We start from the raw sequence: 26,959 nt of genomic DNA on the forward strand, positions 1-26,959 counted from the left end.
CTGGCACTTGTGGCCCATCCTTCGAGACGCCGCGCGATGCGCGGCTCCTCAGGATGAGGGCGGAGTGTGTTGCGCTTGCTAGAAAGCAAAGCCCAATTGCTTCGCCTTCGGCTTGAACCGCTCCGCCAGATTCGCGCTATCGAGCAGCGCGGTTGTCGGCCGGTGATCGGGAAGAACGATAAACGGCAGCGCCTTGTTCCGCGGGATATGCAGGGCTGCAAGATCGCCCACGCGGATCGATGAAATCCGCCGCGTCTCGATGATCCGCTGCACGGCGCGCGCACCAAAACCGGGCACGCGGAGCAGGTCCTCGCGGCTGGCGCGGTTGATGTCGAGCGGGAAACGGTCGCGATGGCGCAGCGCCCAGGCGAGTTTCGGATCCATGTCCAGCGACAGCATGCCGTCATTGCCAGCCACGATCTCGTCGGCATCGAAGCCGTAGAAGCGCATTAGCCAGTCGGCCTGATACAGCCGATGCTCGCGCATCAGGGGCGGCGCGCGCAGCGGCAGCGAACGGCTGGCATCGGGGATCGGGCTGAAGGCCGAGTAATAGACGCGCTTGAGATTGTAGGAGCCATAGAGATTGGCTGAGGTCTTGATGATGGTGGCGTCATTGGCGCTGTCGGCGCCGACGATCATCTGCGTGCTCTGGCCCGCTGGCGCAAAACGCGGCGCAGTTCGGCCGCGCGGCGTCGGTTTGGCGCCCTCGCGTGCTTCATCCAGCTTCAGCCGCAAACGTCCCATCGTGCGGCGGATCGCACGCACGTCCTTTTCCGGCGCCAGTTGCTTCAGGCTGCCTTCATCGGGCACCTCGATATTGATCGAGAGCCGATCCGCATATTTGCCGGCCTCGGTAATCAGTGCCTCATCCGCTTCCGGAATGGTCTTCAGATGAATGTAGCCGCGAAAGTGATGCTCTTCGCGCAGTTTGCGCGCGACGGCGACCACTTGCTCCATCGTGTAATCCGCGCTGCGGATGATGCCCGATGAGAGAAACAAGCCCTCGATGTAATTGCGTCGATAGAAATCCAGCGTCAGCTGCACCACTTCATCCACGGTGAAGCGCGCCCGCGTCACATTGCTGGAGGCGCGGTTGACGCAATAAAGGCAATCGTAATTGCAGGCATTGGTGAGCAGGATTTTCAGCAGCGAGATGCAGCGGCCATCCGGCGCATAGGAATGACAGATGCCCATGCCTGCATCGGTCGAACCCATGCCCTTGCCGTCGCGGGAATCCCGCTTCTCGGTGCCGCTCGATGCGCAGGAAGCATCGTATTTGGCGGCATCCGCAAGGATCTCCAGCTTGCGCTTCACGTCCATTCCAAATCCTTTCAAGTCCGCCGCAAAAATTTGGGTCGCGGTCCCCATCACAACCAAGTGGTTGTGATCCCCATACGCCCGCAAAATTTGAAACGCGGCCGCAATGATCCGATTGACTCAGCCGAGCCTCTGGGCGTTATATAGAACGTATCATGAACAAATGAGCCAGTCACGGGTTCATTGAAAACCCGTCACTGGCAAAGATTTTGAGGAGCGGCGCATGATCGGCGCACGCACGGACACGCTTGCGCGCCTTCGCGGCAGCATCGAACGGATCGAAGGGCATGAAGATACCACGCGCCTCGATCGCGTGGCGCTCGGCCATGCCGAAGCGGATGAGGTGCTGCAAGGCGGCCTCATCAGCGGAACCCTCCATGAGGTGTTTGCGCTGGAGACACGGCAGGTTGGCGCCGCCACAGGCTTTGTCGCCGGCATCGCCCAGCGCCTGAGCAAGAGCAAGCCGCTGCTCTGGATCCGGCAGGATTTTGTCGCCCGCGAAGCAGGTGGCCTGTCGATGAGCGGGCTCAATGAACTCGGCCTCGATCCGCGCCGCATCGTGCTGGTGCAGGCGGCCGATCACGAGATGGCGCTGCGCGTCGGCGCCGATGCACTGGCCTGTGATGCGCTCGGCGCCGTGGTGCTCGACCTGTGGGGCGAGGTGCGCGCCTTCGATCTCGTCGCCAGCCGCAAATACACGCTGGCTGCGCAAAATTCCGGCGTCAGCTGCGTGATGCTGCGCACCTCCGCTTTGCCAATAGTGAGCACGGCGGAGACGCGCTGGGTGGTGCAGGCCGCGCGTTCGCCGCCGACAGCGCCATGGGAAGCCTGGGGCGCACCGATCCTCGACACGCAGCTTGTTCGCAATCGCCATGGCCAGACCGGCCGATGGATCATGGAATGGAAATGTGATGAGTGCCTTTTCCGTGAGACGGCGCATTCTCAGCCTGTGGCTGCCGCGCCTGCCGACCGACCGCATCAGGCGCCAGCGCGCCCGCAGCGGCGCGTTGCACGACGCGCATAGACCGCTGATATCAGCCGCCAAGGAGAGCAATGCCTGGCAGATCACGGCGGTAAACGATGCGGCAGCAAAGCTCGGCCTCGAGATCGGCCTGCCGCTCGCCAATGCGCGCGCGGTGTGTCCTGATATCGATGTCTGCGATGCCGATCCCGTCGCTGATGCCGAGTTGCTGAACGCCATCGCCGACTGGTGCGATCGCTTCACGCCACTGGTCGCGCTCGATGCGCCGCACGGCCTGTTTCTCGACATCACCGGCTGCGCGCATCTGTTTGGCGGCGAGGCCGGCTTGATGGACCAACTCTGCGCCACGCTGACCAAGCAGGGCTTTATCGTCAGCGCCGCGATCGCCGGCACCTCGGTCTGTGCGCGCACGCTCAGTCGTCACCGGCATGGCCGCATCGTTGCGGCCGGTGATGAGGCGAGGGCCGTAAAACCATTGCCCCTGCATCCGCTCGGCGCCGATGAGGCGATCATTCGCGGGCTGCGTCGCGCCGGCCTCAAGACCATCGGCGATGTCGCCGCACGCGGCCGTGCCGAAATCACCGCGCGTTTTGGCGCAGCTTTTACGGCGTTGCTGGAAGCGGCACTCGGGCAGGGCGACAGCCCGATCAGCCCGCGAAAGCCGCTGCCGGATTACATCGTCGAGAAACGCTTCCCCGAGCCGATCGCGACCGACACCGTCATCACGGCAACGCTGACGTCACTGGCCGGCATGCTGATCGCCGCGATGGACAAGCAGGGCAAAGGCGCGCGCCATCTCCAAGCAGCCTTCTTCCGCACCGATGGTGTGGTGCGCGTGATCACGGCGCAGACCGGGCAGGCGGTGAACCGCGTCGAGGTCGTCGACCGTCTCTTTCGCGAGCGCCTCGACGCCATCGCCGACCCGCTCGATCCCGGTTTCGGCTTCGACATGATCCGGCTCTCGGCCAGCCACACCGAAGTGGTAGTGCAGCAGCAGAGCGATCTCGATAGCCGCGCCCAGGACAATGACGAGGTGATCGGCCTCGTCGATCGTCTCTCGGCACGGATCGGCCCGCGCCGTGTATTCGTGCATCTGCCGGTGGATACGCATATCCCGGAGCGCGCGGCCGATCCGATGCCGGCGCAATGGGGCCTGATCGAAGCGTCTCTCGCGCCATGGCCGCTGCGCATCACCGGCGAACCGCCGCTGCGACCATTGCGTCTGTTCGAGCGGCCTGAGCCGATCGAAGTGGCGCTGGCCGAATTTCCTGACAAGCCGCCCAAATATTTCACATGGCGACGTGTCAATCACATCGTGCGCCGCGCCGAAGGTCCGGAGCGCATCGCCATGGAATGGTGGCGCACGCAGGAGCCACAGCCGACCCGCGATTACTTCCGCATCGAGGACGATATCGGGCAGCGGCTCTGGATTTTTCGCGATGGGCTTTACGGTGAAATCCTGGACGAGGAGGAAAAGCGCGTCGATCCGAAATGGTTCGTCCACGGGATGTTCGCATGACCATTCCGGCCTATGCCGAACTCGGCATCACCACCAATTTCTCGTTCCTGCATGGCGGCTCGCATCCGGAAAGCTATGTGCATCAGGCAAGCAAGATCGGTCTGCCGATCATCGGCATTGCCGATCGCAATACGCTGGCGGGCGTGGTGCGTGCCTATAGTGAGCTGGACAATAAGGATGTCGCGGATCCTCCGCGTCTGCTGATCGGTGCGCGTCTCGTCTTTATGGATGGCACGCCTGACATCATCCTTTATCCCCGGGATCGCGATGCTTATGGGCGGCTATGCCAGCTCCTCAGCCGTGGAAAGCTGAGGGCGGATAAAGGCGACTGTCATCTCACGCTGGCCGATCTGACCGATTTTGCCGAAGGGCAATTGTGCATCCTTTCTTTGCCGCATCGTTTCGACAAGGTCACGGCACTCAAAACGCTGGATCGTCTAACGCGCACATGTCCCGACAATGTCTGGCTCGCTGCGAGCTTCCTGCATCACGGTGACGACAAGCGGCGTCTTGCACGGCTCGAACGTATCGCAGGCACGGCCCGCGTACCGCTGATCGCGAGTAATGAGGTGCTGTATCACGCGTACAGCCAGCGACCCTTGCAGGATGTGCTGACCTGCATTCGCGAGAAGACGACGATCGACAAGGTCGGCCGTCGGCTGCAGGCCAATGCCGAGCGCCATCTCAAATCGGCATCCGAGATGGCGCGGCTGTTTCGCGATTATCCGGATGCCATTGCGGAGACGATCAGGTTTTCGGAGCGGATCAGCTTCACGCTCGCTCAGCTCAAATACCAGTATCCTGACGAACCCGTTCCGCCGGGAAAGACCGCGCAGGGGCATCTCGCAGACCTGACATGGGAAGGGTATCGCCGGCATTTTCCCAACACCGTTGATGAGGTTCTGGAAGCTACCTTGCGCAAGGAGCTCGCTCTGATCAGGGAGCTTAAATACGCCCACTATTTCCTGACCGTTCACGACATCGTCCAATATGCACGCAGCCAGAACATTCTCTGCCAGGGGCGTGGCTCGGCAGCGAATTCCGCCGTTTGCTACATGCTCGATATCACCTCGGTCAATCCTGCCGAAGTCGATCTCCTGTTTGAGCGGTTTATCTCCAAGGAACGCCTTGAGCCGCCGGACATCGATGTCGATTTCGAGCATGTCCGGCGTGAAGAGGTGATGCAATATGTCTATGAACGTTACGGCCGCCATCGCGCAGCAATCATTGCCACCGTCATTCATTATCGCCCGCGCTCGGCGATCCGCGATGTCGGCAAGGCGCTCGGGCTGACCGAAGACGTCACGTCATCGCTGGCCGACACCGTATGGGGAAGTTGGGGCAAGGGCCTCAACGAAATGCAGGTGAAACAGGCGGGGCTCGATCCGTCCAATCCGGCGATCGTACAGGCGGTTGCGCTGGCAACACAGTTGATCGAATTTCCGCGCCATCTCTCTCAGCATGTCGGCGGCTATGTCCTCACGCAGGATAATCTCGACACCTATGTGCCGATCGGAAATGCGGCGATGGATGATCGCACCTTCATCGAATGGGACAAGGACGATGTCGATGCGATGAAGATGATGAAGGTCGATGTGCTGGCTCTGGGCATGCTGACCTGCATTCGCCGCTGCTTCGAGCTGATCTTTCGGCACAAGGGGCTACGTTATGAGCTGAAGGATATCAAGTCGAAGGACGACGATCCCGTCTATCAGATGCTCCAGCGCGGCGAATCGCTCGGCGTCTTCCAGGTCGAGAGCCGCGCGCAGATGAACATGTTGCCGCGGCTAAAGCCACGAACATTCTACGATCTCGTCATCGAAGTTGCGATTGTGCGACCTGGTCCAATCCAAGGCAATATGGTGCATCCCTATTTGAAGCGAAGGGAGATGCGCGAAGAAGATATCGAATATCCTTTTCCGAAAGATGGCGAAAAAGACGAACTCAAGAATGTCCTGAAAAAGACCCGTGGCGTTCCGCTGTTTCAGGAACAGGCGATGCGCATCGCCATCGAGGCGGCCAAGTTTACCTCGGAAGAAGCCAATGGATTGCGACGTGCGATGGCGACGTTTCGCAATGTCGGGACTATCGGAAATTTCGAGGAGAAGATGGTCAATCAGATGATTGCGCGTGGTTACGATTCTGTCTTCGCCAAGAACTGCTTCGAGCAGATCAAGGGATTTGGCAGTTACGGCTTCCCTGAAAGCCACGCGGCGTCTTTCGCTCGGCTCGTCTACGTGTCGTCATGGCTGAAACACTATCACCCCGATGTCTTCTGCTGCGGTCTTTTGAATTCCCAGCCGATGGGGTTCTACGCGCCGTCGCAGATCGTGCAGGACGCACAAAAGAATCGTGTGGTGGTTCATTCCATCGATATAAGTCACAGCTATTCGCAAAATACGCTGGAGGATATTGGCGCGGAGTATCACGCCGTTCGTCTTGGTTTTCGCCAGATCGATGGTTTCAAGTGGGCCGATGCGGATGAGGAGCGCGAACGAAAGCGATTAGGCAGGAGGCCGGGTGAAGACTGGGGCGCCCGCATTGTCGCTGCGCGTGAGAAACGCGCCTTCACCACCCTCGAAGATTTTGCCCGCGACACCGCATTGCCGAAGCGCGCGCTGATCATGCTGGCTGATGCCGACGCATTTCGTTCCATCGGGCTTGATCGCCGCGCGGCCCTGTGGGCCGTGCGACGCATGCCGGACGACGTGGCGCTGCCGCTGTTCGAAGTGGCAACCGCACGCGAACTGTCCGATGAGAACGCGGCGCCGCTGCCGCAGATGCCACGTGCCGAAGAAGTTGTTGCGGATTATCAAACAATCCGGTTGTCGCTTAAAGGCCATCCGATGGAATTTTTGCGTACGATGTTTGCGGCGGAAAAGGTGATGACCTGCGCGACAGTTGCTGCGTCGCCGAACAACACGCCGGCCCGCTGTGCCGGCGTCGTGCTCGTGAGGCAGCGGCCCGGCAGTGCCAAGGGGGTGATCTTCATGACGCTGGAAGATGAGACCGGCATCGCCAATGTCGTGGTGTGGCCAAAGGTGATGGAGACATTCCGCAAGGAGGTGATGGGCGCACGGCTGATCTGGGTCGAGGGGCGCATCCAGAGCAGCAAGGAAAACGTCGTGCACCTCGTCGCCGAACGGCTGGTGGATCGATCGGACGAGCTGAAATTCCTCGCCAATGATGCGCTCGGATCACCGCGCCGCATGCTGCCAGGTCCTGAACCGCTCAATGACGATCGCCGCGAACATCCCGACAATCCCGCCCAGCGCATCCGCCATCCGCGCGACGTCCGGATTCTGCCGCGCTCGCGGGACTTTCACTGACCTCGTTCAGCAACCGTTCAGCCGTTGACCTGCACGATGCGAATACGGTCTGCTGGGACGCACCAGCCACCGTCCTTCAGGCTCAACATAATGCAGACGCCGCGCGCAATTCTTGCCGAGCTGTGGACCGATCTGGGCGGTGATCGCACCGCGCTGGAGCGCGTCACGCTGACCGGCGCGGAGCCGGCGCTGCCGTCCTCGTTCCGTACCGGTGCTGCCGCGCAGGTGTCGATCGCAGCCGCTGGTCTCGCTGCTGCCGAGATCTGGCGCGCGCGCAGCGGGCAGGCGCAGACCGTCAGCGTCGATATGCGTCACGCCGTCGTCGAATGCCGCAGCGAGCGCTATCTGCGCTGCGATGGCCATCCGCCGCCGCCCGCCTGGGATGCGATTGCCGGCGTCTACAAGACCGGCGATGGACGCTTTGTCCGGCTGCACACCAATTTCCCGCATCACCGCGATGCCGTCTGCCAGGTTCTGTCCTGCACAGCAGAACGCGAAGCCGTGCAAGCTGCGCTGATGCAGTGGAAGGGCGAGGCTTTCGAGACCGCAGCCTATGCTGCCGGCGGTGTCGTCGCGCTGATGCGCAGCCACGATGAATGGATGGCGCTGCCGCAGGCAAAAGCCATCGCCGGGCTGCCGCTGATCGAGATCACCAAAATCGGCGACGCCGCGCCAAGACCATGGCCCGCAGGCGAGCGCCCCCTCGAAGGCCTGCGCGTGCTCGATCTGTCGCGTGTCATCGCCGGCCCGGTTGCGGGACGCACGCTGGCCGCCCACGGCGCCGATGTGATGCTGGTTTCCAGTCCCAATCTGCCGGCGATCCCGTGGCTCACCATCGACACCGGTCGCGGCAAGCGGTCATGTTTCGCCGATCTCGACACCGGGCAGGGCAGGGAGACGCTGCGTGATCTGCTCACCAGCGCCGATATCTTCTCGCAGGGTTATCGCCCGCAATCGCTGGCCGCACGCGGCTTCGCGCCGGCCGATGCGGCGCGCATCAGCCCCGGCATCGTTTACGTCTCGCTCTCCGCCTATGGTCGCAGCGGTGATTGGGCGCAGCGCCGTGGCTTCGATTCGCTGGTTCAATGCGCGACGGGCTTCAACGATGCCGAAGGGAAAGCCGCAGGTGTCGAAGGTCCGAAGGAGTTACCCGCGCAGATGCTCGATCATGCCACCGGCTATCTGATGGCCTTCGGCGCCATGATGGGCAGGCTGCGCCAGGCAAGTGAGGGCGGCAGCTGGCACGTTCAGGTGTCGCTGGCGCGCACCGGCAAATGGCTGTGGGATATGGGGCGCCTTGAAAATGGCTTGAAGGCGCCGGATATCCCGGGCGACGCCGTGGCCTCATGTGTTGAGGATATGCCGTCGGGCTTTGGTGCCCTGTCGGCTGTTCGTCATGCAGCCGTGTTAGGCGGCACTCTGGCAACCTGGGCCCGCCCGGCGGTCCCGTTAGGGACAAACCCGCCGGTATGGGGGTCCGCGCCATGACACTTGTTTGCATGATAACGAAAGTTTAAACAAAAATGCGGGTCAGACCTGCGTTTTTTGATTGTCTCAACGTCCATATGCGCACTAATAGCGGCGCGTATGGGACAAAACGCCGCGGCATAAGCGGACTCGTATTCTAAGGGCTCGGCAGGTGACGAACGTGAACCAGGGATCTTCGAAATTCAGCCGCAAACAGCTGGCCATCAGCGTCTGCGCGGCCGTCGTTCTTGTCGGCGCCGGCTATGCCTATACGCAGATGACCGCGACGCCGCAGAAGCATTCGGACGTCTCCAGCCAGTCCCGCAAGAATCCGCAGCGCTACACGCCGAGCGCATCCGAATGGGCGAGCCTGACCATCGAGCCGGTCAGCGTGAAGTCGTTCCGGTCGGAGTCGGTCACCGAAGGCAAGATCGCCGTCGATGAAGACAAGTCCACGCCGATCTTCTCGCCCTATGCCGGCCGCGTCACCAAACTGCTCGCCAAGCCCGGCGATCAGGTGGTCAAGGGCCAGCCGCTGTTCGTGGTGGAAGCTGCCGATACCGTTGGCGCGCAGAACGATTTCGTTGCCGCTGTCACCGCTGCTAATAAAGCGAAGTCACAGTTTGACCTCGCCACCATCCAGGACAAGCGCGCCAAGGATCTGTTCGAAGGCAAGGCCGTGCCGCTGAAGGATTATCAGCAGGCCCAGGCCACGCTGCTCCAGGCCCAGAACGATCTGCGCACCGCCGACACCGCGCTGGAGGCTTCGCGCAACCGCCTGCGCATTCTCGGCCTCACGGAAGATGCGATCACCGCCTTCCAGGAGAAGGGCCGCATCAATCCGGAAACCACCGTGTTCTCGCCGCTTGCCGGCACCGTGGTCCAGCGCAAGGTCGGTCCGGGCCAGTTCATCAGCGCCGGCGCCAGCGATCCGGTGTTTGTGATCGGCGATCTCTCCACCGTCTGGCTCAATGCCTTTGTGCGCGAGACCGAGGCGGCATCGGTGCAGATCGGCCAGGAAATGACCTTCTCGGCGCTGGCATTGCCGGGCCGCATCATGACCGGCCGCATCGACTATGTCGCCACCGCGCTCGATCCGGCCACGCGTCGCCTGCTGGTGCGCGCCACGCTGAATAACAGCAACGGCCTGCTGAAGCCGGAAATGTTCACCACGGTCACGATCTACGCGCCGGGCGAACAGCCGACCGTCGGCGTGCCGAAGACCGCACTGATTTATGAAGGCGATCAGGTCCGCGTCTGGGTCGCCAATGACGACAAGACCATCGAACTGCGCACCATCAAGACTGGCATGACCAATGCTGGCCTGGTGGAAGTGTTCGGCAACCTCCGGCCGGGCGAAAAGATCATCACCCGCGGTAGCCTGTTCATCGATCGCGTGGCGTCTGCTAGCTAAGTTCCAGCTTCGGCTTCTCTGAAAGGTCCGATCTGGATGGATCGTCTCGTCTCTATTGCCGTCGACCGTCGCTTCCTGATGGTTGGCATGTTCCTGGCCGTGTTTATCGGCGGCATCTTCGCCTTTCAGCAGCTGAACATCGAAGCCTATCCCGATCCGACGCCACCGATGGTGAACATCGTGACGCAATCGCCAGGCCTGTCGGCCGAGGAGATCGAGCGTTACATCACCATTCCGATCGAGACGCAGGTTGCCGGCATCAAGAACATGAAGATGATCCGTACAATTTCCTTGTACGGCCTGTCGGACGTCAAACTGCAATTCTCCTTTGACTACACCTATGATGAAGCGTTGCAGCAGGTGCTGAACAGGCTGGCGCAGCTTGGTCCGCTGCCCAACAATGCGCAGCCCGGCATTTCGCCGCTGTCGCCGGTCGGTGAAATCTTCCGTTATCGTCTGGTCGGTCCGCCGAATTACAGCGTGCTCGATCTCAAGACGTTGCAGGACTGGGTGCTGCAGCGTCGCTTCCGCGCCGTGCCGGGCGTCATCGATGTGGTCGGCTGGGGCGGCAAGACCAAGACCTATGAAATCCAGGTCGATTTCAACAAGCTCGTCGCCTATGGCCTGACGCTGCCGCAGATGCTGACGGCCGTCGGCAACGCCAACATCAATGTCGGCGGCAATACCGTCAATATCGGCCCGCAATCGGCCGTCGTGCGCGGCGTCGGTCTGATCCGCTCCATCGACGACATCTCCAACACAATGATCTCGCAGACCAATGGCAATCCGGTGCTGATCCGTGACGTCGCCTCGGTTACGGTGGGCGAGAAGCCGCGGCTCGGCATTGCCGGTCTCAACAATGACGACGACATCGTCCAGGGTATCGTGATGATGCGGCGTGGCGAGAAGAGTTCGCCGACCATCGTCAATGTCGAGAAGGCCGTGCGCGCCATCAACAATGGCAATGTATTGCCGCCCGGCGTGCGGATCGAGCGCATCTATGACCGCAAGGATCTGATCGATCTCACGACGCATACGGTGCTGCACAATATGGTGGTCGGCATCCTGCTGATCGTCTTCCTGCAATGGCTGTTCCTCGGCAATCTGCGCAGCGCATTGATCGTCGGCGCCACGATTCCGTTTGCGCTGTTCTTCGCCGTCATCATTCTTGTCGCGCGGGGAGAGTCCGCAAATCTGCTCTCGGTCGGCGCCATCGATTTCGGCCTGATCGTCGATGGCACCGTGATCATGGTGGAGGCGATCTTCCGGAGATTGACGCAGACGACGCCGCTATCGGACGCCGAGAAGAGTCACATCTCGCCCGAAACCATCATGGGGATGAAGAAGCACGGCATCCTCAGCGCCTCCGCGGACGTCTCGCGATCGATCTTCTTCGCCGCGGCGATCATCATCGCGGCCTTCCTGCCGCTGTTCACGCTGTCGGGCGTGGAGGGCAACATCTTCGGCCCAATGGCGCGCACCTATGCTTACGCGCTGGCCGGCGGCCTGATCGCCACCTTCACCATCACGCCGGCGCTGTCGGCGCTGATCCTGCCCGCGCATGTGCAGGAGACCGAAACCTGGATCGTCCGCAAGCTGCACCACATCTATGTGCCGGTTCTGAACTGGGCGGTGAAGAGCCGCGCCGTGGTCATGGGGCTCGCCGTTGCGCTGCTGGTGGCCACCGCCATCATGATCCGGCTGCTCGGCCTCGAATTCCTGCCGAAGCTGGAAGAAGGCAATATGTGGATCCGCGCCACGCTGCCGCCGACCATCTCGCTGCAGGAAGGCAATACGTACGTCAACGAGATGCGCCGCTTCATCCGCCAGCAGCCCGAAGTGGAATCGGTGGTGTCGCAGCATGGTCGTCCCGATGACGGCACCGACGCGGCCGGTCTCTTCAATGCCGAGTTCTTCACGCCGCTGAAGCCCGTCGCCCAGTGGCCAACGACGCAGGACAAGGACGTGCTGACGGCGCGCCTGCTCAAGGATTTGCAGACCAAATTTCCCGGCGTCGAATTCAACTTCTCGCAATATCTGCAGGACAACGTCTCCGAAGCCGTGTCCGGCGTGAAGGGCGAAAACTCGATCAAGCTCTATGGCAGCGATCTCGAAACGCTGACCAAGACGGCGAATGAGATCAAGGACGTGCTCTCCACCGTGCAGGGCGTCACCGATCTCGCGGTGTTCACCTCGCTCGGCCAACCGACCATCCAGATCGACATCGACCGCGCGAAGGCCGCGCGTTATGGCCTGGCACCGGGCGATATCAATGCCACCATCAAGGTCGCGATCGGCGGCGACAGCGCCGGCGACCTCTATGAGGGCGGCAGCGATCGTCACTTCCCGATCGTGGTTCGTCTCGCACCAGAATTCCGCCGCAGCGCCGAGGCGATCCAGAATCTGCGCATCGGCGCACCCGGCCCGAATGGCACCATCACGCAGATCCCGCTCAGCGAGGTCGCCTCCATCAACTTGATTTCCGGCGCGGCTTACATCTATCGCGAGAACCAGGAGCGCTATCTGCCGATCAAGTTCTCAGTGCGTGAACGCGATCTCGGCAGCGCGATCCAGGAAGCGCAGGACAAGGTGAATGCGCTGGTCAAGCTGCCGCCCGGCTCGCGCACCGAATGGGTCGGTGAATTCGGCAATCTGCAGGATGCCATCGCGCGCCTGTCCATCGTGGTGCCCATCAGCCTGCTGCTCATCGGCGTACTGCTCTGGTTCAATTTCGGCTCCATGGCTGACACATTGCTGGCCATGAGCGTGATTCCCATGGCGGTGTTCGGTGGTGTGCTCGGCCTGTATATTTTCGGCATCCCGTTCAGCGTCTCGGCCGCCATCGGCTTCATCGCGCTGTTCGGCATCGCCGTGATGGACGGCATCCTGATCATCTCGCAATACAACCAGCTCATCGATGAGGGCATGGAGCGCATCAAGGCGGTCATCAAGACGGGCGAGCTGCAGCTGCGGCCGGTACTGATGACATGTATCGTGGCGGGCATCGGCCTGTTGCCAGCTGCGCTGTCGGAGGGCGTCGGCTCGCAGGTGCAGAAGCCGCTGGCCGTGGTCGTGGTCACCGGCATGATGCTGGCGCCCCTGGTCATCCTCATCACGTTACCAGTGCTGATGACCTTCTTCGCCAAGCGCTCGCGGCAGGGCTAAGATCTGACATAGGTGGCAAAGCGCAGCGTGCCCACCTACGGGTGCGCATGAGCGTGGACCCAAATCGCATCTCGATTGTTATCCTGATCGTGCGTTAGCGCGCCTTGGAACTATTCGCGCCAAGGGTCGTGCCGTTGTTTGTCAAAGTCTCCGGACGTGGCATTCTCCCGCTTATTGCCGTTCCCGAGACACTTGATGCTAACCACCTCCGATACCGTCGATCTCACCAATTGCGACCGCGAGCCGATCCATATCCCCGGCAGCATTCAGCCCCATGGCTGCCTGCTGGCTTGCGATGGCTCAGTCGGCATGGTGCGGCGTCATTCGGCCAATGCCGGCGCGATGCTTGGGATCACCGGCGAGATCAATGACCGCCGCCTCGACGATCTGATCGGCGAGAAGCCGGCCCATGACATCCGCAATGCCATCGCGAAATGGGGGAGCCAACAGCGCGCCGGGCTCCTGATCGACTTCAAGGTCGCCCACACCGACATCTCGTTCAACGTTGCGGTGCATCGCCATCACGGCGTCAACATCGTTGAATTCGAGCCGGTCGATCCCGTTGAGGCGACTCCGCCGCTGGAATTGTCGCGCCTGCTGATCGGCCGCATCGGGCAGTGCAACGATCTCGACATTCTGTTCGACAACGCATCGCGCCTTCTGCGCGGTGCGCTCGGTTATGACCGGGTCATGGTCTATCAATTTGCCCAGGACGGCTCCGGCCGTGTGATCAGCGAAGCCAAGCGCAGCGATCTCGAGAGCTTTCACGGTCAGCATTTCCCCGCCAGCGACATTCCGCAACAAGCGCGCATTCTCTATGTGCAGAACACCGTGCGCATCGTGTCGGACTCGTCCGGCGCGCGCGTGCCGATCGTGCCAGAGCGCGACAGTTCGGGCGAGCCGCTCGATCTATCCTTCGCGCATCTGCGCAGTGTGTCGCCGATCCATTGCGAATATCTGCGCAACATGGGCGTCGGCGCATCGATGTCGATCTCGATCATTCTCGATGGCGCGCTGTGGGGCCTGATCGCCTGTCACCACTATTCGACGCGCGTCCTGTCGATGGAGAAGCGCGTCGCCGCCGAAATGTTCGGCGAATTCTTCTCCATGCAGTTGGCGTCGCTGATCCAGAAGCGCAAGCTCGCCGCCAGCGAACGCGCGCGCCGCTATCTCGATCAGCTGCTGCACAATGTCTCGCATCACGGCAATGTCGAGGATCTGCTGAAGAACAGCATTCGCGATTTTCGCGAACTGATGCCCTGCGACGGTGTCGGCCTCTTCTTCAACGACAGCTGGACCGGGTTTGGAAAGGTGCCGCCGCCGGACGCCGTGCCGGCGCTGATGGCCCTCGTGAATTCGGCCGCTGAAGGACGCGTCTGGGCCACCAGCGCCTTATCGGATCGTTTGCCGGAAGCGGAAGACTACAGCGAACTGGTCGCGGGCGTGCTGGCCATCCCGCTGTCGCAATTGCCGCGTGACTATCTGCTGTTCTTCCGCAGCGAAGTCGCGCAGACGGTGAACTGGGCCGGCGATCCCAACAAGACCTATGAGACCGGCCCGCTCGGCGATCGCCTGACGCCGCGCAAGAGTTTTGAAATCTGGAAGCAGACGGTCGAACACCAGTCCGAGCCGTGGCTGCAGAATGAGCGCGACACCGGTGAGGCCACGCGCGCCGCGCTGGTGGAAGTCGTGCTGCGTCACAACGAACTGCTGGCCGACGAACGGCATAAAGCCGACCTGCGCCAGAAGATGCTCAATGAGGAGCTCAACCATCGCGTCAAGAATATCCTGGCGCTGATCAAGTCGCTGGTTTCGCATCCGGTGGACGACGGTCGCAGCATCGAGGATTACGTCGCCTCGCTGAAGGGGCGCATCCAGGCGCTGTCGCTCGCCCATGATCAGGTGATCCGTGGCGCTGGCGGCGGGGCGCTGAAGAGTCTCATCGATGCAGAGCTGTCGCCTTACCGCGAAGCGGTGAAGGAGATCGAGGTCGCTGGTCCCGACGTGATGCTCGATGCGCGCGCCTTTTCGGTGCTGGCGCTGGTGCTGCACGAGCTCGCGACCAATGCCGCAAAATACGGCGCGCTGTCGGCCAGTCCCGGTCGGCTGTCGCTGACATGGCAGCGTCTCGATAGCGGCGACTGCGAGATCCGCTGGCTGGAGCGCGGCGGCCCCATCGTCACACCGCCGAAAACACCCGGCTTCGGCTCGACGCTGATCGGCCGCAGCATTCCCTATGATCTCGGCGGCGAGAGTGATGTCGATTACGATCCTGCCGGAGCGCGCGTCCGCCTGCTGATCCCGGCGCGCTTCGTCACCTGGCCTGCGGCTGCGGTGACGCGCACGCGGCAGACCAAGCGCAGTGACGACAGGCCGATGGCCTCCATGCGTGGGCTCGATGTGCTGATGGTCGAGGATCAGTTGCTGATCGCCATGGATGTCGAAACCATGCTTGCGGGCGAGGGCGCCGCGCGCGTGGAAACGGCAGCATCCACCAAGGAAGCGCTGGCGCTGCTAGTGAGCTTCAAGCCGGATGTTGCCATTCTGGACGTCAATCTCGGCAACGGCACATCGATGCCGGTGGCGCATATGCTCAGCGAACTCGGCGTGCCCTTCGTCTTCGCGACCGGCTATGGCGAGACGAGTCTCATTCCCGCGGCGCTGGATGCCGTGCCGGTGATCCGCAAGCCGTATGATCTGATGTCGCTGGTGACGGCGCTGGGCGCCGCGATCGCGCGCAAGAAGTAGCAATCGTAGGATGGGTTGAGCGCAGCGAAACCCATGCTGCCCTTCGATCGCGGCAAGCTCCGCTGATGGGTTGTCGCGCCGGCCTTCGGCCGCCGCTCAACCCATCCTACATCCGTGCTTACTTCCCGTCCGGCGTGCGCAGCCCGTGCCAGGCATCGCGCACCTGGTGATAATGCACTTCCGGCAGATAGTCCGGCGTTTTCAGGCCGAGCGTCTTGACGTCGAGGCGGCCGATGGCGCTAAGGAGCGCATAAGAGGCGATCACGCGATCGCGTTGCGCACCGATCAGGCGCGCTTTCGCCTGGATCAGGTCCTGCTGGGCGTTCAGCACTTCCACGGTGGTGCGCTGGCCACCTGCGGCCTCGCGCTGCACGCCCTGCAGGGCCACGCCGGCGCCGCGGACTTCGGCCTCGGCAGCGGTCACAGCGGTCTTGGCGCCTTCATTGGAGACCCATGCGCCGATGGCCGCGGTGCGCGCCTGGTTGCGCACCATTTCAAGCACCAGCCGGCTCACAGTCGAGAGCTGCTTGGCCTGACGCGTCTGCGCAGCACCGAGACCGCCATCATAGATCGGCGCATTGAGCTGGCCGATGATGGAGGCCTGATCGGTGCCATAGGTGCCGAGCGTCGAATCCGACTGGCTCGATTTGCTGGCGCTGCCCTGCACGGTGAGGGTCGGCAGCAGGCTGCTTTCGGCGACCTTGATGGTGGTCGTGGCCACATCGACGTCGTAGCCGGCCGCAAGCACGGCCGGGTGGCCCTTGAACGCCTGCGTGACCGCATCTTCGCGGCCGCGGGGCAGCAGGCGATCCACCGGCTCGGCAGGGGTCAGCCGGCTCGGCAGCACGCCGACGACCTGGGCATAGGTGGCCTGGCTGATCGACAGCGCGACTTCCGCGGCATTGAGATCGGCCTGGCCGCGGGCGAGACGTGCTTCCGCCTGTGCGGTATCGGTCGGCGTCACGTCGCCGGCATTGAGGCGCTTCTTGGCGATGTCCAGCGTCTCGCGCAGCGCGGTGACGTTGGAGCGCTGCGCTTCCACCAGCGACTGGTTGGCGAGCACATTCATGTAGACGGTGACGGCATCGAGCAGCACGCCCTGGCCGACATTGCGCAGTGCCTCGCGGCCGGACTGCACCTGGAATTCGGCGACGCGCACGCTGTTGGCTGTCTTGTTGCCGTTATAAAGCGTCTGCGTCACGGTGACGCCGATGGTCCATGGCTTCAGCGTCGCGCCCTGAATCGTATTGTCGACCTGCAGGTTCCGCACGGCCTGGAGGCCGGCGCTCAGCGTGGCCATGACCTGCGGCCGATAACCGGCCATCGCCTGCGGCACGTTCTCATCGGTGGCGCGCTGGCGGGCGCGCTCGCTGTTGAGTTGCGGGTTGGTCTGGTAGGCCTTGACGAGTGCATCGGAGACGGTTTCAGCGCGTGCGTCCGCGATGGCGAAAACGCTGCAGCTCAACAATCCCAGGGCCGTTCCGGTCCGAAGCACGTTTCGTGCGACGCGGCCCATTCTTACGCGATGACTGGTCATTTTGTCCCAAAGCGATCTTCGGATATCCGCCCCCGCTGACATCCACTCGTATGTTTAGAGGGCGTTGCCTACAGTGGCAAACCTTCCGGCGAAGAACCTCCGGGCTTTCACGCGTTCCCCACAGGGCATTTCAAGGCCCTGATCTTCTTGCTTGATCAAGACCCTAGCTGCATCGGGCAGACGATGGAATGCGACCACGTGACCGCGCAATTCGCGCGCGGCTGTTGCATCATGGGCACATTCGCAGTTACTCGCAGAGTGGTACCCAATTCCGGTCCGCGCTGTTCAATCGGGATCATCATGCCGAAGATTTTTTCCGACCCTGATGCCATCGCCGAGGACATCATCCGCGATGTCGGCACCAAGCTTGTGGTCGGATTGCCGCTCGGTCTCGGCAAGGCCAATCACGTCATCAATGCGCTGTATCGGCGCGCGGTTGCCGATCGCAATATCAATCTCACATTCTTCTCGGCGCTGACGCTGGAAAAGCCGCGGCCATCGAATGAGCTGGAAAAGCGTTTTATCGGCCCGGTCATCGATCGCCTGTTCGGTGGCTATCCCGATCTCGATTATGCGAGCGCCATTCGCAAACGCGAGCTGCCGCCGAATATCCAGGTCAACGAGTTCTTCTTTCTCGCCGGCAAATGGCTGCGTGTCCCCGATGCGCAGCAGCACTACATCTCGGCGAATTACACCCATGCCGCATCCTATCTTCTGGCGCGCGGGCTCAATGTGATCACACAGCTGGTCGCCAAGCGTGTCGTCGATGGCACTGCGCGCTACAGTCTAAGCTGCAACACCGACACCACGCTCGACCTGATGCGCACCCGTGCTGAAGGCCGCGCGTCGTTCAAGCTGATCGGGCAAGTGAATTCCGAGCTGCCTTATATGCCGGGGCAGGGCGATCTTGCCGGCGATGAATTTCATGCGTTGCTTGAGAGTCCGGACACGGAGTTTCCGCTCTTCGCACCGCCATCAGAGCCGGTGAGCGACACCAAATACGCCATCGGCCTGCATGCCGCGGGTCTGATCCGTGATGGCGGCACGCTGCAGATCGGCATTGGCCAGATCGGTGATGCGCTGGCGCAGGGATTGATCGCGCGCCATCGCGACAATGCGGCGTTCAAGCAAGTGATGCAGCGGCTGTCACCGGCCGTGCAGGTGCAGAGCGCGCCATTCACGCAAGGCCTCTATGGCATCAGCGAGATGCTGTTCGAGGCGTTTCTTGGTCTGATCGAAGCGGGCATCCTCAAGCGCGAGGTCGATGGGACCATCCTGCACGCGGCATTCTTCCTCGGACCGAAAGCCTTCTATACGGCCTTGCGCGACATGCCGCCGGAGCGGCTGGCAAAAATCCAGATGATGGCGGTGTCGTTCACCAACGAGCTCTATGGCGAGGAAGCCGACAAACGCCGCGCCCGCGTGGACGCGCATTTCGTCAACAACACCATGATGGCGACGTTGATGGGAGCTGCGATTTCCGATGGCCTCGAAGACGGGCAGGTGATCAGCGGCGTCGGTGGCCAGTATAATTTCGTCGCGCAGGCCTTTGCGCTCGAAGGCGCACGCTCTATCCTCACGCTGGAAGCCACGCGTCCGGGCAAGAAGGTCGCATCGAATATCCGCTGGTCCTATGGCCACCAGACAATTCCGCGTCATCTGCGTGATGTGTTTGTGACGGAGTATGGCGTCGCTGACCTGCGCGGCAAATCTGATGCGGACGCGATTGGCGCGATGCTCGCGATCGCCGACTCGCGCTTCCAGCCGGAGCTGATGCGGCAGGCCAAGGATGCCGGCAAACTGCCGAAGCAGTTTGAAATCGGAGCTGCGCATCGCGACAATACACCGGAACGGATCGTGTCGGCATTGAAGCCGGCGCGCGATGCCGGCCTGTTGCCGATGTTTCCGTTCGGCAGCGATTTCACGGATGTCGAGCAGCGCTTGATCCCGGCACTGCAGATATTGAGCGCGGCCGTGAAAGCGCCGTCGAAACTCGCCGGATTGTTTTGGGAGGGGCTGACAGCGGTGCCGGATGTGCAAGACGAAGCATGTCTTGCACGCCTGAAACTCGATAGGCCGACCACGATGAAGGAGCGGGCCTATCGATTACTGGTTATGGCAGCGTTGAAGCACCGTCGATAAATATCAAACCAACAGCGACGCTCGATCGACCTCTCCCCGCCGGGGAGAGGTGAACGAAGTGCCGTCGCTCTTACCGATTCTTATTCACCGGCTTCCGCTTCTCGATGAACGCCGCCATGCCTTCGCTGCGGTCTTCAAGCGCAAACGTCGCGTGGAACAGGTCGCGCTCGACCTTCAGGCCTTCGGCGAGTGACGTTTCCAGCGAACGATTGACGGCGTTCTTGGCCATCGCGGCCACAGGGCGCGACATGGCGGCGATCTTCTCGGCCATGGCCAGCGCTTCTTCCAACAGCTTGTCGGCAGGCACCACGCGGCTGACGAGGCCGGAGCGCTCAGCTTCTGCGGCATCCATCATGCGGCCGGTGAGGCAGAGATCCATCGCCTTGGATTTGCCGATGGCGCGTGTCAGGCGCTGGGTGCCGCCGATGCCGGGAATGGTGCCGAGGGTGATTTCCGGCTGGCCGAATTTTGCGGTGTCCGAGCAGATCATGATGTCGCACATCATCGCCAGTTCGCAGCCGCCGCCGAGTGCGTAGCCGGACACGGCCGCGATCGTCGGCTTGGTGCAGGTAGCGACACGATCGCCGCCGATCTTGGTAAAGTCTTCGGAGAACATGTCGATGAAGCCCTTAGGCTGCATCTCCTTGATGTCGGCGCCGGCGGCAAAGGCCTTCTCGCTGCCGGTGACGATGATGCAGCCGACCGAGTCGTCGGATTCGAGATCGTCGATAGCGACTTTGATCTCGCTGAAGACGCCGAAGGACAGTGCATTGAGCATCTTCGGACGGTTCAGGGTCACGATGCCGACGGCGCCTTTGCGCTCGACGAGAATGTGTTCGAAGCTGCTCATGTTTCATCCCGCGGTTTATTGCTGCAGCCGCCGGACCCGGCGACCGCGCGCAATTTGCCCGCTCAGGGGATGAGGTTCAAGCGATAAACATCCGCGCTGCAGACGCCAGCGTGAGCAGTCCGCCGAGCGCGATGAAGACCTTGCCGATCAGCGAGGTCTGCTCCCACGGCTTGCTGTTCTCGACCGTCGCGGAAGGGATGGCTGCAGGCGGCGTATCGATGGTGGCCTTCGCAAGCGTCAGCGGCGGCTGTTCCTCGGCGGCGCGGTCGAGATCGTTGAACTGATCGGGGGCAACCACCTGTTCGGCATGCGCGCTGTCGGCTGCGGTTGCCTGCGGTTCAGGCTGTGCGCCCATCTGGCTCAGCACAGTCCCGGCCTGGGCGGACATGTTGTAGGTGTCGGTCGGTTTGGCCTCATTGGCCCACTGCGCATTCGCATTGGCGACGGCCGGCGACATCGTGTCGTCCTGCGTCGGCTTCAGCTCTTCCGCCTTGGCGGTCTCTTCCTGGGCCGGCTTCTTGGCCTTGGCCTGACGCTCCGCCTTGCGGGATTTGCTTGCCGTCTTTTTCGGATGCAGGCGGGTCGGCTGGGCTGGGGCGGCGGTGACACCTGTGGCGCTGCCGACGGCAGCGGCGGGCTGTTCGGGCGCCTGGGCTGCTTCCTGCGCTGCGGCATGGGTGGCAGGGAACAGGGCTGCAGATACGCACAATCCCGCCGCAAGAATCCAGGCGGCGTGCCCGGTGGTGCTGAATTTCATTTTAGTCTCCCCAAGGATACCCGCCCCAACGGGTCCATAAGGAAACTGCGCGCGTGACCACATGGGGGCAAAAAAGGGGAATCTTCGGGTCCCTTCGCGCCGCAATGGTGCTATGAGCCGGAACACAGGGCAGGCTCCGGCAGCGCGCAGCGCAGCGGGTCACGCTTCTGTGATCTCTCGGGCGCGGGCGTAACATTCTGATCCCGCCGCCGAAATGCCTTCAGGAGCGCGCGTGCGCGGACGTGACGACGAGGAATGGACCGATCTGATGCGGTCGGCCAATGCCGGAGACGGCGCGGCCTATCACCGCCTGTTGAAGTCGATCACGCCCGTGCTGCGCGCGGGTGCGCGGCAGGGGTTGTCGCGCGCCGGACAGCCGCCTGACCAGGCCGAGGATATCGTGCAGGACATTCTACTCGCGGTGCATCTGAAGCGGCATACATGGGACGCCAACGCGCCCTTTGCGCCGTGGCTGTTCGCGATCGCGCGCAACAAGCTGATCGATGCCCTGCGCAAGCGCGGCCGCCGCATCTTCGTTGATATCGAGGATTTCTCCGAGACGCTGCCGAGCGAGCCGCAGGCCGAAGCTTTGCCGAGTGTGGATATCGCCAGCCATCTCGGCGATCTCTCGCCGCGCCAGCGCGATGTGCTGCAATCCATCGCGGTGGAGAATGCGTCGATCCGGCAGACAGCAGAGAAACTATCGATGACCGAAGGCAATGTGCGCGTCGCTCTGCATCGCGGGCTTGCGAGCCTTGCTGCAAAATTGCGGGAGGATTGATGATGGATACCGACCGCTTGCTCCTGGCGCTCGCCGCCGACAATGATCACCGGCCGCAGCCGGTACGCACGCAACTGGCCGTGGCTCTACTCATCGCACTGCCAGTGGTCGCAGCGATGATGCTTGTCACCATCGGCCTGCGTCCGGATTTCATGGCCGCGATGCGCAATCCGTTCTTCGATCTGAAATTCGTCATCGCGCTGGCGCTGGCGATTCCCGCCATCGTCATCAGCGTGCATCTGTCGCGGCCCGAGGCCGTGCTCGGCCGCTGGGTGTGGATGCTGCTGCTGGCACCTTTCATCCTGATCGGCGCCATCATTGCCGAGATGATGATGCCGCAGCGCTCGCCGATGATGACGCGGATGGTGGGCAAGGGCGCGATGCTATGCACGGCGGCGATCTCACTGCTGTCGCTGCCGATCCTCGGCGCCGCCTTGTGGGCGCTGCGACAGGGTGCAACGGCGCGTCCGGCTTTTGTCGGCGCACTGGCAGGCCTGATGTCGTCGGGATTGGCAGCCACCGTCTATGCCACGCATTGCACCGACGACTCGCCGCTGTTCGTCGCGGTCTGGTACACGATCGCGACGGCGGCCGTGACGGCGCTTGGCGCGTTCGCCGGCACGCGTGTGCTGCGCTATTGATAGAACACGACGGCGTTCCATCTATCTAAGACTTTCACAAACTCCGCTCGATCCGCGTAGCGGTGCGTTACCCAACGAGCCCGTAGGTAGCATCCTCCCTGCAACAACCCGCACGACTTGTCGTTCTCGTTTCACGTCTGACCAAGCGTGGAGCTGCACCTCATGACGACACCTCTGAATGGAAGCGATAACAACCGGCTGGCCGAAGTGCTTGCCGGATCGGCCGCACTGTTATCAGGAACCAGCGCCGATGCCGCGTCTCACTTGTCTCTCACCGCATTGCTGAATGACGACGCCATCTCAGCAGACGCGAGCCTGGATGCCACGGCGTCGACCACGGACACGCATCCGCTCCTCGATCCGATCCAGCTTGATCTCTCTGCAGATGCGAGCGCCGATGCGTCGAGTCCCGATCTGTCTCACCTGCTCGGCATCGGCGACATCCTCAACGCGGAACCGGATTCGCAAATCGACCTGACGCACCTCCTGCAGCCGGCCTCCGACACCGTGCAAAGCGTCGTCAGCGACCTGCACCTGCCGACCGATCTGCTCGGCGATCAGGGCGATCTCATCCAGTTGCCCCTCGATCTCACCCAGCAACTCACCGACACTGTTGCGCAAGGTGGAAGCCTTCTGCCAGCCGCCACAGGCAGTCACGCCGATCCAATCGGTGGCCTGCTCGGCGCGCCGTTGGGATTGTTGAGTGGCGGACTTCTGAATGGCGGCCTCGGCGACACCATCGAGCATGTCGGCGAGACCGTGGGCTCCGTCGTTCACGCCCTCGATGATCTGCTCGGCAATACCGGCCTGTTGGATCCCGTCGCCGATCTGGTCACCGGCCTGACCGGCAGCCTGCATGAGCTGCCAATCCTCGGTAACCTGCTCGGTGGCTCCAGCGGCGACGGCGGTATCCTCGACATCCCCGGCCTCGGCGGTGCAGGAACGGACGCGCTGACCGGCACGCTGCTCGGGCCGCATGGCCTCGTGGGCGGTCTGCTCGGCGGTGAACTCCTCGGCGGCGAAGCGGCGTCCGACACTGCAACATCCGCTCACGCGGCCGCGCCGCTCGATCTCGGCGGCATCACCGATGCCCTGATCGGCGATCACGGCATTCTCGATCTGCACGGCACCCACATTCTCTGAGCCGCAATACACCGGCAGGGGCAGCGATGCCTCTGCCGGTGCCGCGCACATCCCCCATCACCCGGTGCGTCAGCCGAGAGGATGTCAATGAGTAGCCTGCGTTTTCGGCCGTCAGCGTTGCCGGCCCCCATGCGTTCTGCCCTTGGCGAAACACGTATTGCATTGATTGCGGTTGCGAGTGCGAGCTTCATCGTCAATCTGTTGATGCTGGTCGGCCCGCTTTTCATGCTGCAGGTCTATGATCGCGTGCTGCCGAGCCGCAGCCTGTCCACGCTGATCGGCCTGTTGCTGATCGCGGTCACGCTGCTGCTGATCCAGGCTGCCGTGGATGTCATGCGCAGCCGCCTGCTGGCGCGCATGGGCGATGGATTCGATCAGTCCATCCGCGGTGCCGTGTTCGATTGCGTGCAGCACCAGGCGCTGACCAAACCCGGCACCGATGGCCTGCAAAACATTCGCGATCTCGACACGGTGCGCGGCTTTATGTCCGGCAGCGGTCTCATTGCCGCCTGCGATCTGCCGTGGACGCCGCTCTACATCCTCGTCTGCACGCTGTTTCATCCGCTGATGGGCGCCGCCGTCGCTATCGGTGCGATCATGCTTGGCGCCATCACCTGGGCATCGGAGACTTTCAGCCGCAATCCCACGCAGGCGCTGGTCGGGCTTGCCTCGGCGCGGCGCAGCATGTCGGAGACCGTGTTCAATCATGCGGAGGTCGTGCATGCGCTCGGCATGAAGCGCCGCATGGGCGATCTCTGGGCCGCGCGCACCGATGCGTTTCTCGACGGCCAGCGTGCGACGTCGGATCTCACCGGCGGCTTTGGCAGCGCGTCGCGTTTCCTGCGCATGATCCTGCAATCCGGCGTGCTGGCGCTCGGTGCCTGGCTCGTCATCAATCAGCAGGCCACACCGGGCGTGATGCTCGCTGCCACCATCCTGTCGATCCGCGCGCTGGCGCCGATTGAACTGGCCATCGCCAATTGGCGCGGCTTCATTGCAGCACGCGCCAGCTTCGAGCGCCTCAGCGACGCGCTGGCATCGCTGCCGGCGAAGAAAGAGCCCGTCGATCTGCCAAAACCCACGCGACAGCTCCGTGTCAATTCCGTCAGCCTCACGGTGCCGCGCGCCGAAGCGCTGATCCTGCATGATGTCTCCTTCGCCTTGCAGGCGGGCAGTGCGATGGCGGTGGTTGGCCCCAGTGGTTCCGGCAAATCCACGCTGGCGCGCGCGCTGGTCGGCATCATGCCGCCGGTCCGCGGTGTCATCCGCATCGATGGCGCGGCACTGGCGCAATGGGATCCGCAGGCGCTCGGCGCGTGGATCGGCTTTCTGCCACAGGATGTCGCGCTGTTTCGCGGCACCGTGGCGCAGAACATCTCGCGCTTCGCCGCTGAGGGCGATGCCGAGCGCCTGCTTGCGGCCGCCCAGCAGGCCGGCGTGCATGATCTGATCCTGCGGCTGCCCAATGGCTATGAAACGGAAGTCGGCGAGGGCGGTCTGATGCTGTCAGGTGGTCAGCGCCAACGCATCGCGCTGGCGCGTGCGCTTTATGGTGATCCCTTCCTCGTCGTACTCGACGAGCCCAATTCCAATCTCGACAGCGAAGGCGAGCGCGCCTTGGTGCGGGCCATTGCCGGTGTGCGGCAACGCGGCGGCATTGTGGTGGTGATCGCGCATCGGCCGGCGCTGCTGGCGGTGGTGGATCACATGCTGGTGCTCAATGAAGGCCGGCAACAGGCTTTTGGAAAGACCGATGCAGTGTTGCCGCTGCTGGCACCAAAGCCTGTAGCGCAGCCGGTCGCAGCCAACGAACAGCCCGCGGCAGAGCACAAAGGCAGAAAGCGTGCGGTAGCCCATGAGTAGGGATGTGGCGCAGACCAAGCAGTCGATCCGTCGCCATATGTTCGCGGTGGGTGGTGCGGCCGTCTTCATGGTCGCCAGCATGGGCATCATGGGCGCGGCAACGGACATGTCGGGCGCGATCATTTCGAATGGTTCGCTGGTCGTGGAATCCAGCGTCAAGAAGGTACAGCATCCCGCCGGCGGCGTGGTGAAGAACCTGCTGGTGAGCGAAGGCGCGCAGGTGAAAAGCGGCGATCTGCTGATCCGCCTCGACGAAACCGTGGCGCAAGCCAATCTCTCCGCCGTCACCAAGAGCCTGTGGGAGCTTGAAGCACGCCGTGCGCGGCTGCAAAGCGAACGCGACGGGCTTGCCGAGATCGGCTTTCCCGAGGAGCTGACATCCTTGCCCGAGGATTCCCCGGCGCGCGTGATCATGTCGGCGGAGCAGCGTTTCTTCCAGCTCCGGCACAATGCATCGGATGGGCAGAGGCATCAGTTGCGCGAGCAGGTGTCGCAGCTTAAGGAGCAGATCACCGGTCTCGACGATCAACTGACTGCGAAGAAGCAGGAGGCGGAGCTGCTAGCGAAGGAACTCGTCGGCGTCGAGCAGTTATGGGAGCAGCGGCTGGTTTCCATCACCCGCCTCGTCACCTTGCAGCGCGACTCCGCGCGGCTGCTGGGCGAGCGCGGCCAGCTCACGGCCTCCATCGCGCAAGCCAAGGGCAAGATCTCCGAGACCGAGTTGAAGATCATGCAGATCGATCAGGATTTTCGCAGCGATGTCGCCAAGGAGCTGGCAGATGTCCGTGCCAAATATGCCGAGACTTTCGAGAAGAAGGTCACCGCGCGCGATCAGGCCGAGAAGCTGGAAATTCGCGCGCCGCAGACGGGGCTGGTGCATGATCTCAACGTCCACACCGAAGGCGGCGTCATCGCCGCTGGCGAGACCGTGATGATGATCGTGCCGGACAGCGACAGCCTGATTGTCGAGACCCGCGTGCCGCCGCAGGAGATCGATCAGGTCAAGCTCGGCCAGAACGCCGTGCTGCGCTTCACCAATTTCAACCAGCGCACCACGCCGGAGATCGATGGCGTGGTCTCCCGCATCGGCGCCGATGTGTCGCGCGAGGACAAGAGTGGGCCGACTTATTTCGTGGTCCGTATTGCCATCGGCCAGGACCAGATCAGGAAATTCAACGGCACGAAGCTGATGCCCGGCATGCCGGTGGAAGTGTTCATCCGCACAGGCGAGCGGACGCTGCTATCCTACCTGATGAAGCCGATGGCCGATCAGATGCACCGGGCGTTCAGGGAGAAGTGATACT

17 protein-coding genes are annotated in these 26,959 nt (G+C 62.6%); 13 read left to right on the forward strand and 4 right to left on the reverse strand.

Features of this window, described 5'->3' with window-relative positions; all coding sequences use genetic code 11:
* Window positions 1-78: 78 nt before the first annotated feature.
* Window positions 79-1,320 carry a putative DNA modification/repair radical SAM protein gene (locus ACIQ2A_RS07335; RefSeq protein ID WP_398477372.1) on the reverse strand — a complete coding sequence of 414 codons (1,242 nt, stop codon included), beginning with the start codon at window positions 1,318-1,320 and terminating at the stop codon, window positions 79-81.
* A gap of 220 nt (window positions 1,321-1,540) precedes the next feature.
* On the opposite strand from ACIQ2A_RS07335, the gene ACIQ2A_RS07340 reads away from it, so the two are divergent.
* The 7 genes from ACIQ2A_RS07340 (at window position 1,541) to ACIQ2A_RS07370 (ending at window position 15,941) form a co-directional block, all read left to right on the forward strand.
* Window positions 1,541-2,341, forward strand: coding sequence for an ImuA family protein (locus tag ACIQ2A_RS07340; protein ID WP_398477374.1), 801 nt, complete (start codon window positions 1,541-1,543; stop codon window positions 2,339-2,341).
* Window positions 2,229-3,818 carry a Y-family DNA polymerase gene (locus tag ACIQ2A_RS07345; protein ID WP_398477376.1) on the forward strand — a complete coding sequence of 530 codons (1,590 nt, stop codon included), beginning with the start codon at window positions 2,229-2,231 and terminating at the stop codon, window positions 3,816-3,818. Before ACIQ2A_RS07340 ends, ACIQ2A_RS07345 begins: the two co-directional genes overlap by 113 nt.
* Window positions 3,815-7,147 carry an error-prone DNA polymerase gene (locus ACIQ2A_RS07350; RefSeq protein ID WP_398477379.1) on the forward strand — a complete coding sequence of 1,111 codons (3,333 nt, stop codon included), beginning with the start codon at window positions 3,815-3,817 and terminating at the stop codon, window positions 7,145-7,147. The genes ACIQ2A_RS07345 and ACIQ2A_RS07350 overlap by 4 nt, the downstream gene beginning before the upstream one ends.
* Before the next feature lie 90 nt (window positions 7,148-7,237).
* Window positions 7,238-8,635: a CoA transferase gene (locus tag ACIQ2A_RS07355; protein ID WP_398477381.1), complete on the forward strand. Its 1,398-nt coding sequence runs from the start codon at window positions 7,238-7,240 to the stop codon at window positions 8,633-8,635.
* Window positions 8,636-8,891: 256 nt separating this feature from the next.
* On the forward strand, window positions 8,892-10,028 hold the full coding sequence (locus ACIQ2A_RS07360) for an efflux RND transporter periplasmic adaptor subunit (protein WP_398477455.1): 1,137 nt from the start codon (window positions 8,892-8,894) through the stop codon (window positions 10,026-10,028).
* Between the two features lie 36 nt (window positions 10,029-10,064).
* The gene (locus ACIQ2A_RS07365) at window positions 10,065-13,193 is read left to right on the forward strand and encodes an efflux RND transporter permease subunit (RefSeq protein WP_398477383.1); all 3,129 of its coding nucleotides are present in this window, start codon (window positions 10,065-10,067) and stop codon (window positions 13,191-13,193) included.
* 195 nt (window positions 13,194-13,388) lie between these two features.
* Window positions 13,389-15,941 carry an HWE histidine kinase domain-containing protein gene (locus tag ACIQ2A_RS07370; RefSeq protein WP_398477385.1) on the forward strand — a complete coding sequence of 851 codons (2,553 nt, stop codon included), beginning with the start codon at window positions 13,389-13,391 and terminating at the stop codon, window positions 15,939-15,941.
* Window positions 15,942-16,059: 118 nt separating this feature from the next.
* Here the strand turns inward: ACIQ2A_RS07370 and ACIQ2A_RS07375 are convergent, their stop codons facing one another.
* Window positions 16,060-17,478, reverse strand: coding sequence for a TolC family outer membrane protein (locus ACIQ2A_RS07375; RefSeq protein ID WP_398477387.1), 1,419 nt, complete (start codon window positions 17,476-17,478; stop codon window positions 16,060-16,062).
* A 300-nt stretch (window positions 17,479-17,778) separates the two neighbouring features.
* Between ACIQ2A_RS07375 and ACIQ2A_RS07380 the strand changes: the two genes are divergently transcribed.
* Complete coding sequence (locus tag ACIQ2A_RS07380) at window positions 17,779-19,620, forward strand: acetyl-CoA hydrolase/transferase C-terminal domain-containing protein (RefSeq protein WP_398477389.1); 1,842 nt, start codon at window positions 17,779-17,781, stop codon at window positions 19,618-19,620.
* Window positions 19,621-19,690: 70 nt separating this feature from the next.
* Here the strand turns inward: ACIQ2A_RS07380 and ACIQ2A_RS07385 are convergent, their stop codons facing one another.
* Both ACIQ2A_RS07385 and ACIQ2A_RS07390 read right to left on the reverse strand, forming a co-directional pair.
* Window positions 19,691-20,470, reverse strand: a complete 780-nt coding sequence (locus tag ACIQ2A_RS07385) for an enoyl-CoA hydratase (protein ID WP_398477391.1) — start codon at window positions 20,468-20,470, stop codon at window positions 19,691-19,693.
* A 76-nt stretch (window positions 20,471-20,546) separates the two neighbouring features.
* Window positions 20,547-21,227 (reverse strand): hypothetical protein, encoded by a 681-nt coding sequence (locus ACIQ2A_RS07390; RefSeq protein WP_398477393.1) that lies wholly within the window; start codon window positions 21,225-21,227, stop codon window positions 20,547-20,549.
* Between the two features lie 232 nt (window positions 21,228-21,459).
* Here ACIQ2A_RS07390 and ACIQ2A_RS07395 point away from each other — a divergent pair, with 232 nt between their 5' ends.
* From ACIQ2A_RS07395 to ACIQ2A_RS07415, 5 genes are all read left to right on the forward strand, one after another.
* Window positions 21,460-22,008, forward strand: coding sequence for a sigma-70 family RNA polymerase sigma factor (locus ACIQ2A_RS07395; RefSeq protein WP_398477395.1), 549 nt, complete (start codon window positions 21,460-21,462; stop codon window positions 22,006-22,008).
* Between the two features lie 2 nt (window positions 22,009-22,010).
* Window positions 22,011-22,649, forward strand: a complete 639-nt coding sequence (locus tag ACIQ2A_RS07400; RefSeq protein ID WP_398477458.1) for an NrsF family protein — start codon at window positions 22,011-22,013, stop codon at window positions 22,647-22,649.
* 162 nt (window positions 22,650-22,811) lie between these two features.
* Window positions 22,812-23,792 (forward strand): hypothetical protein, encoded by a 981-nt coding sequence (locus ACIQ2A_RS07405; RefSeq protein ID WP_398477397.1) that lies wholly within the window; start codon window positions 22,812-22,814, stop codon window positions 23,790-23,792.
* Window positions 23,793-23,921: 129 nt separating this feature from the next.
* Window positions 23,922-25,655, forward strand: a complete 1,734-nt coding sequence (locus ACIQ2A_RS07410; RefSeq protein WP_398477399.1) for a type I secretion system permease/ATPase — start codon at window positions 23,922-23,924, stop codon at window positions 25,653-25,655.
* Entirely contained in the window at window positions 25,648-26,955 is a 1,308-nt protein-coding gene (locus tag ACIQ2A_RS07415; RefSeq protein ID WP_398477401.1) for an HlyD family type I secretion periplasmic adaptor subunit, read from the forward strand. The genes ACIQ2A_RS07410 and ACIQ2A_RS07415 overlap by 8 nt, the downstream gene beginning before the upstream one ends.
* The last annotated feature ends 4 nt before the right edge of the window (window positions 26,956-26,959 follow it).

It is taken from the genome of Tardiphaga sp., assembly GCF_044336785.1.
In the GTDB taxonomy this organism is placed as follows: domain Bacteria; phylum Pseudomonadota; class Alphaproteobacteria; order Rhizobiales; family Xanthobacteraceae; genus Tardiphaga.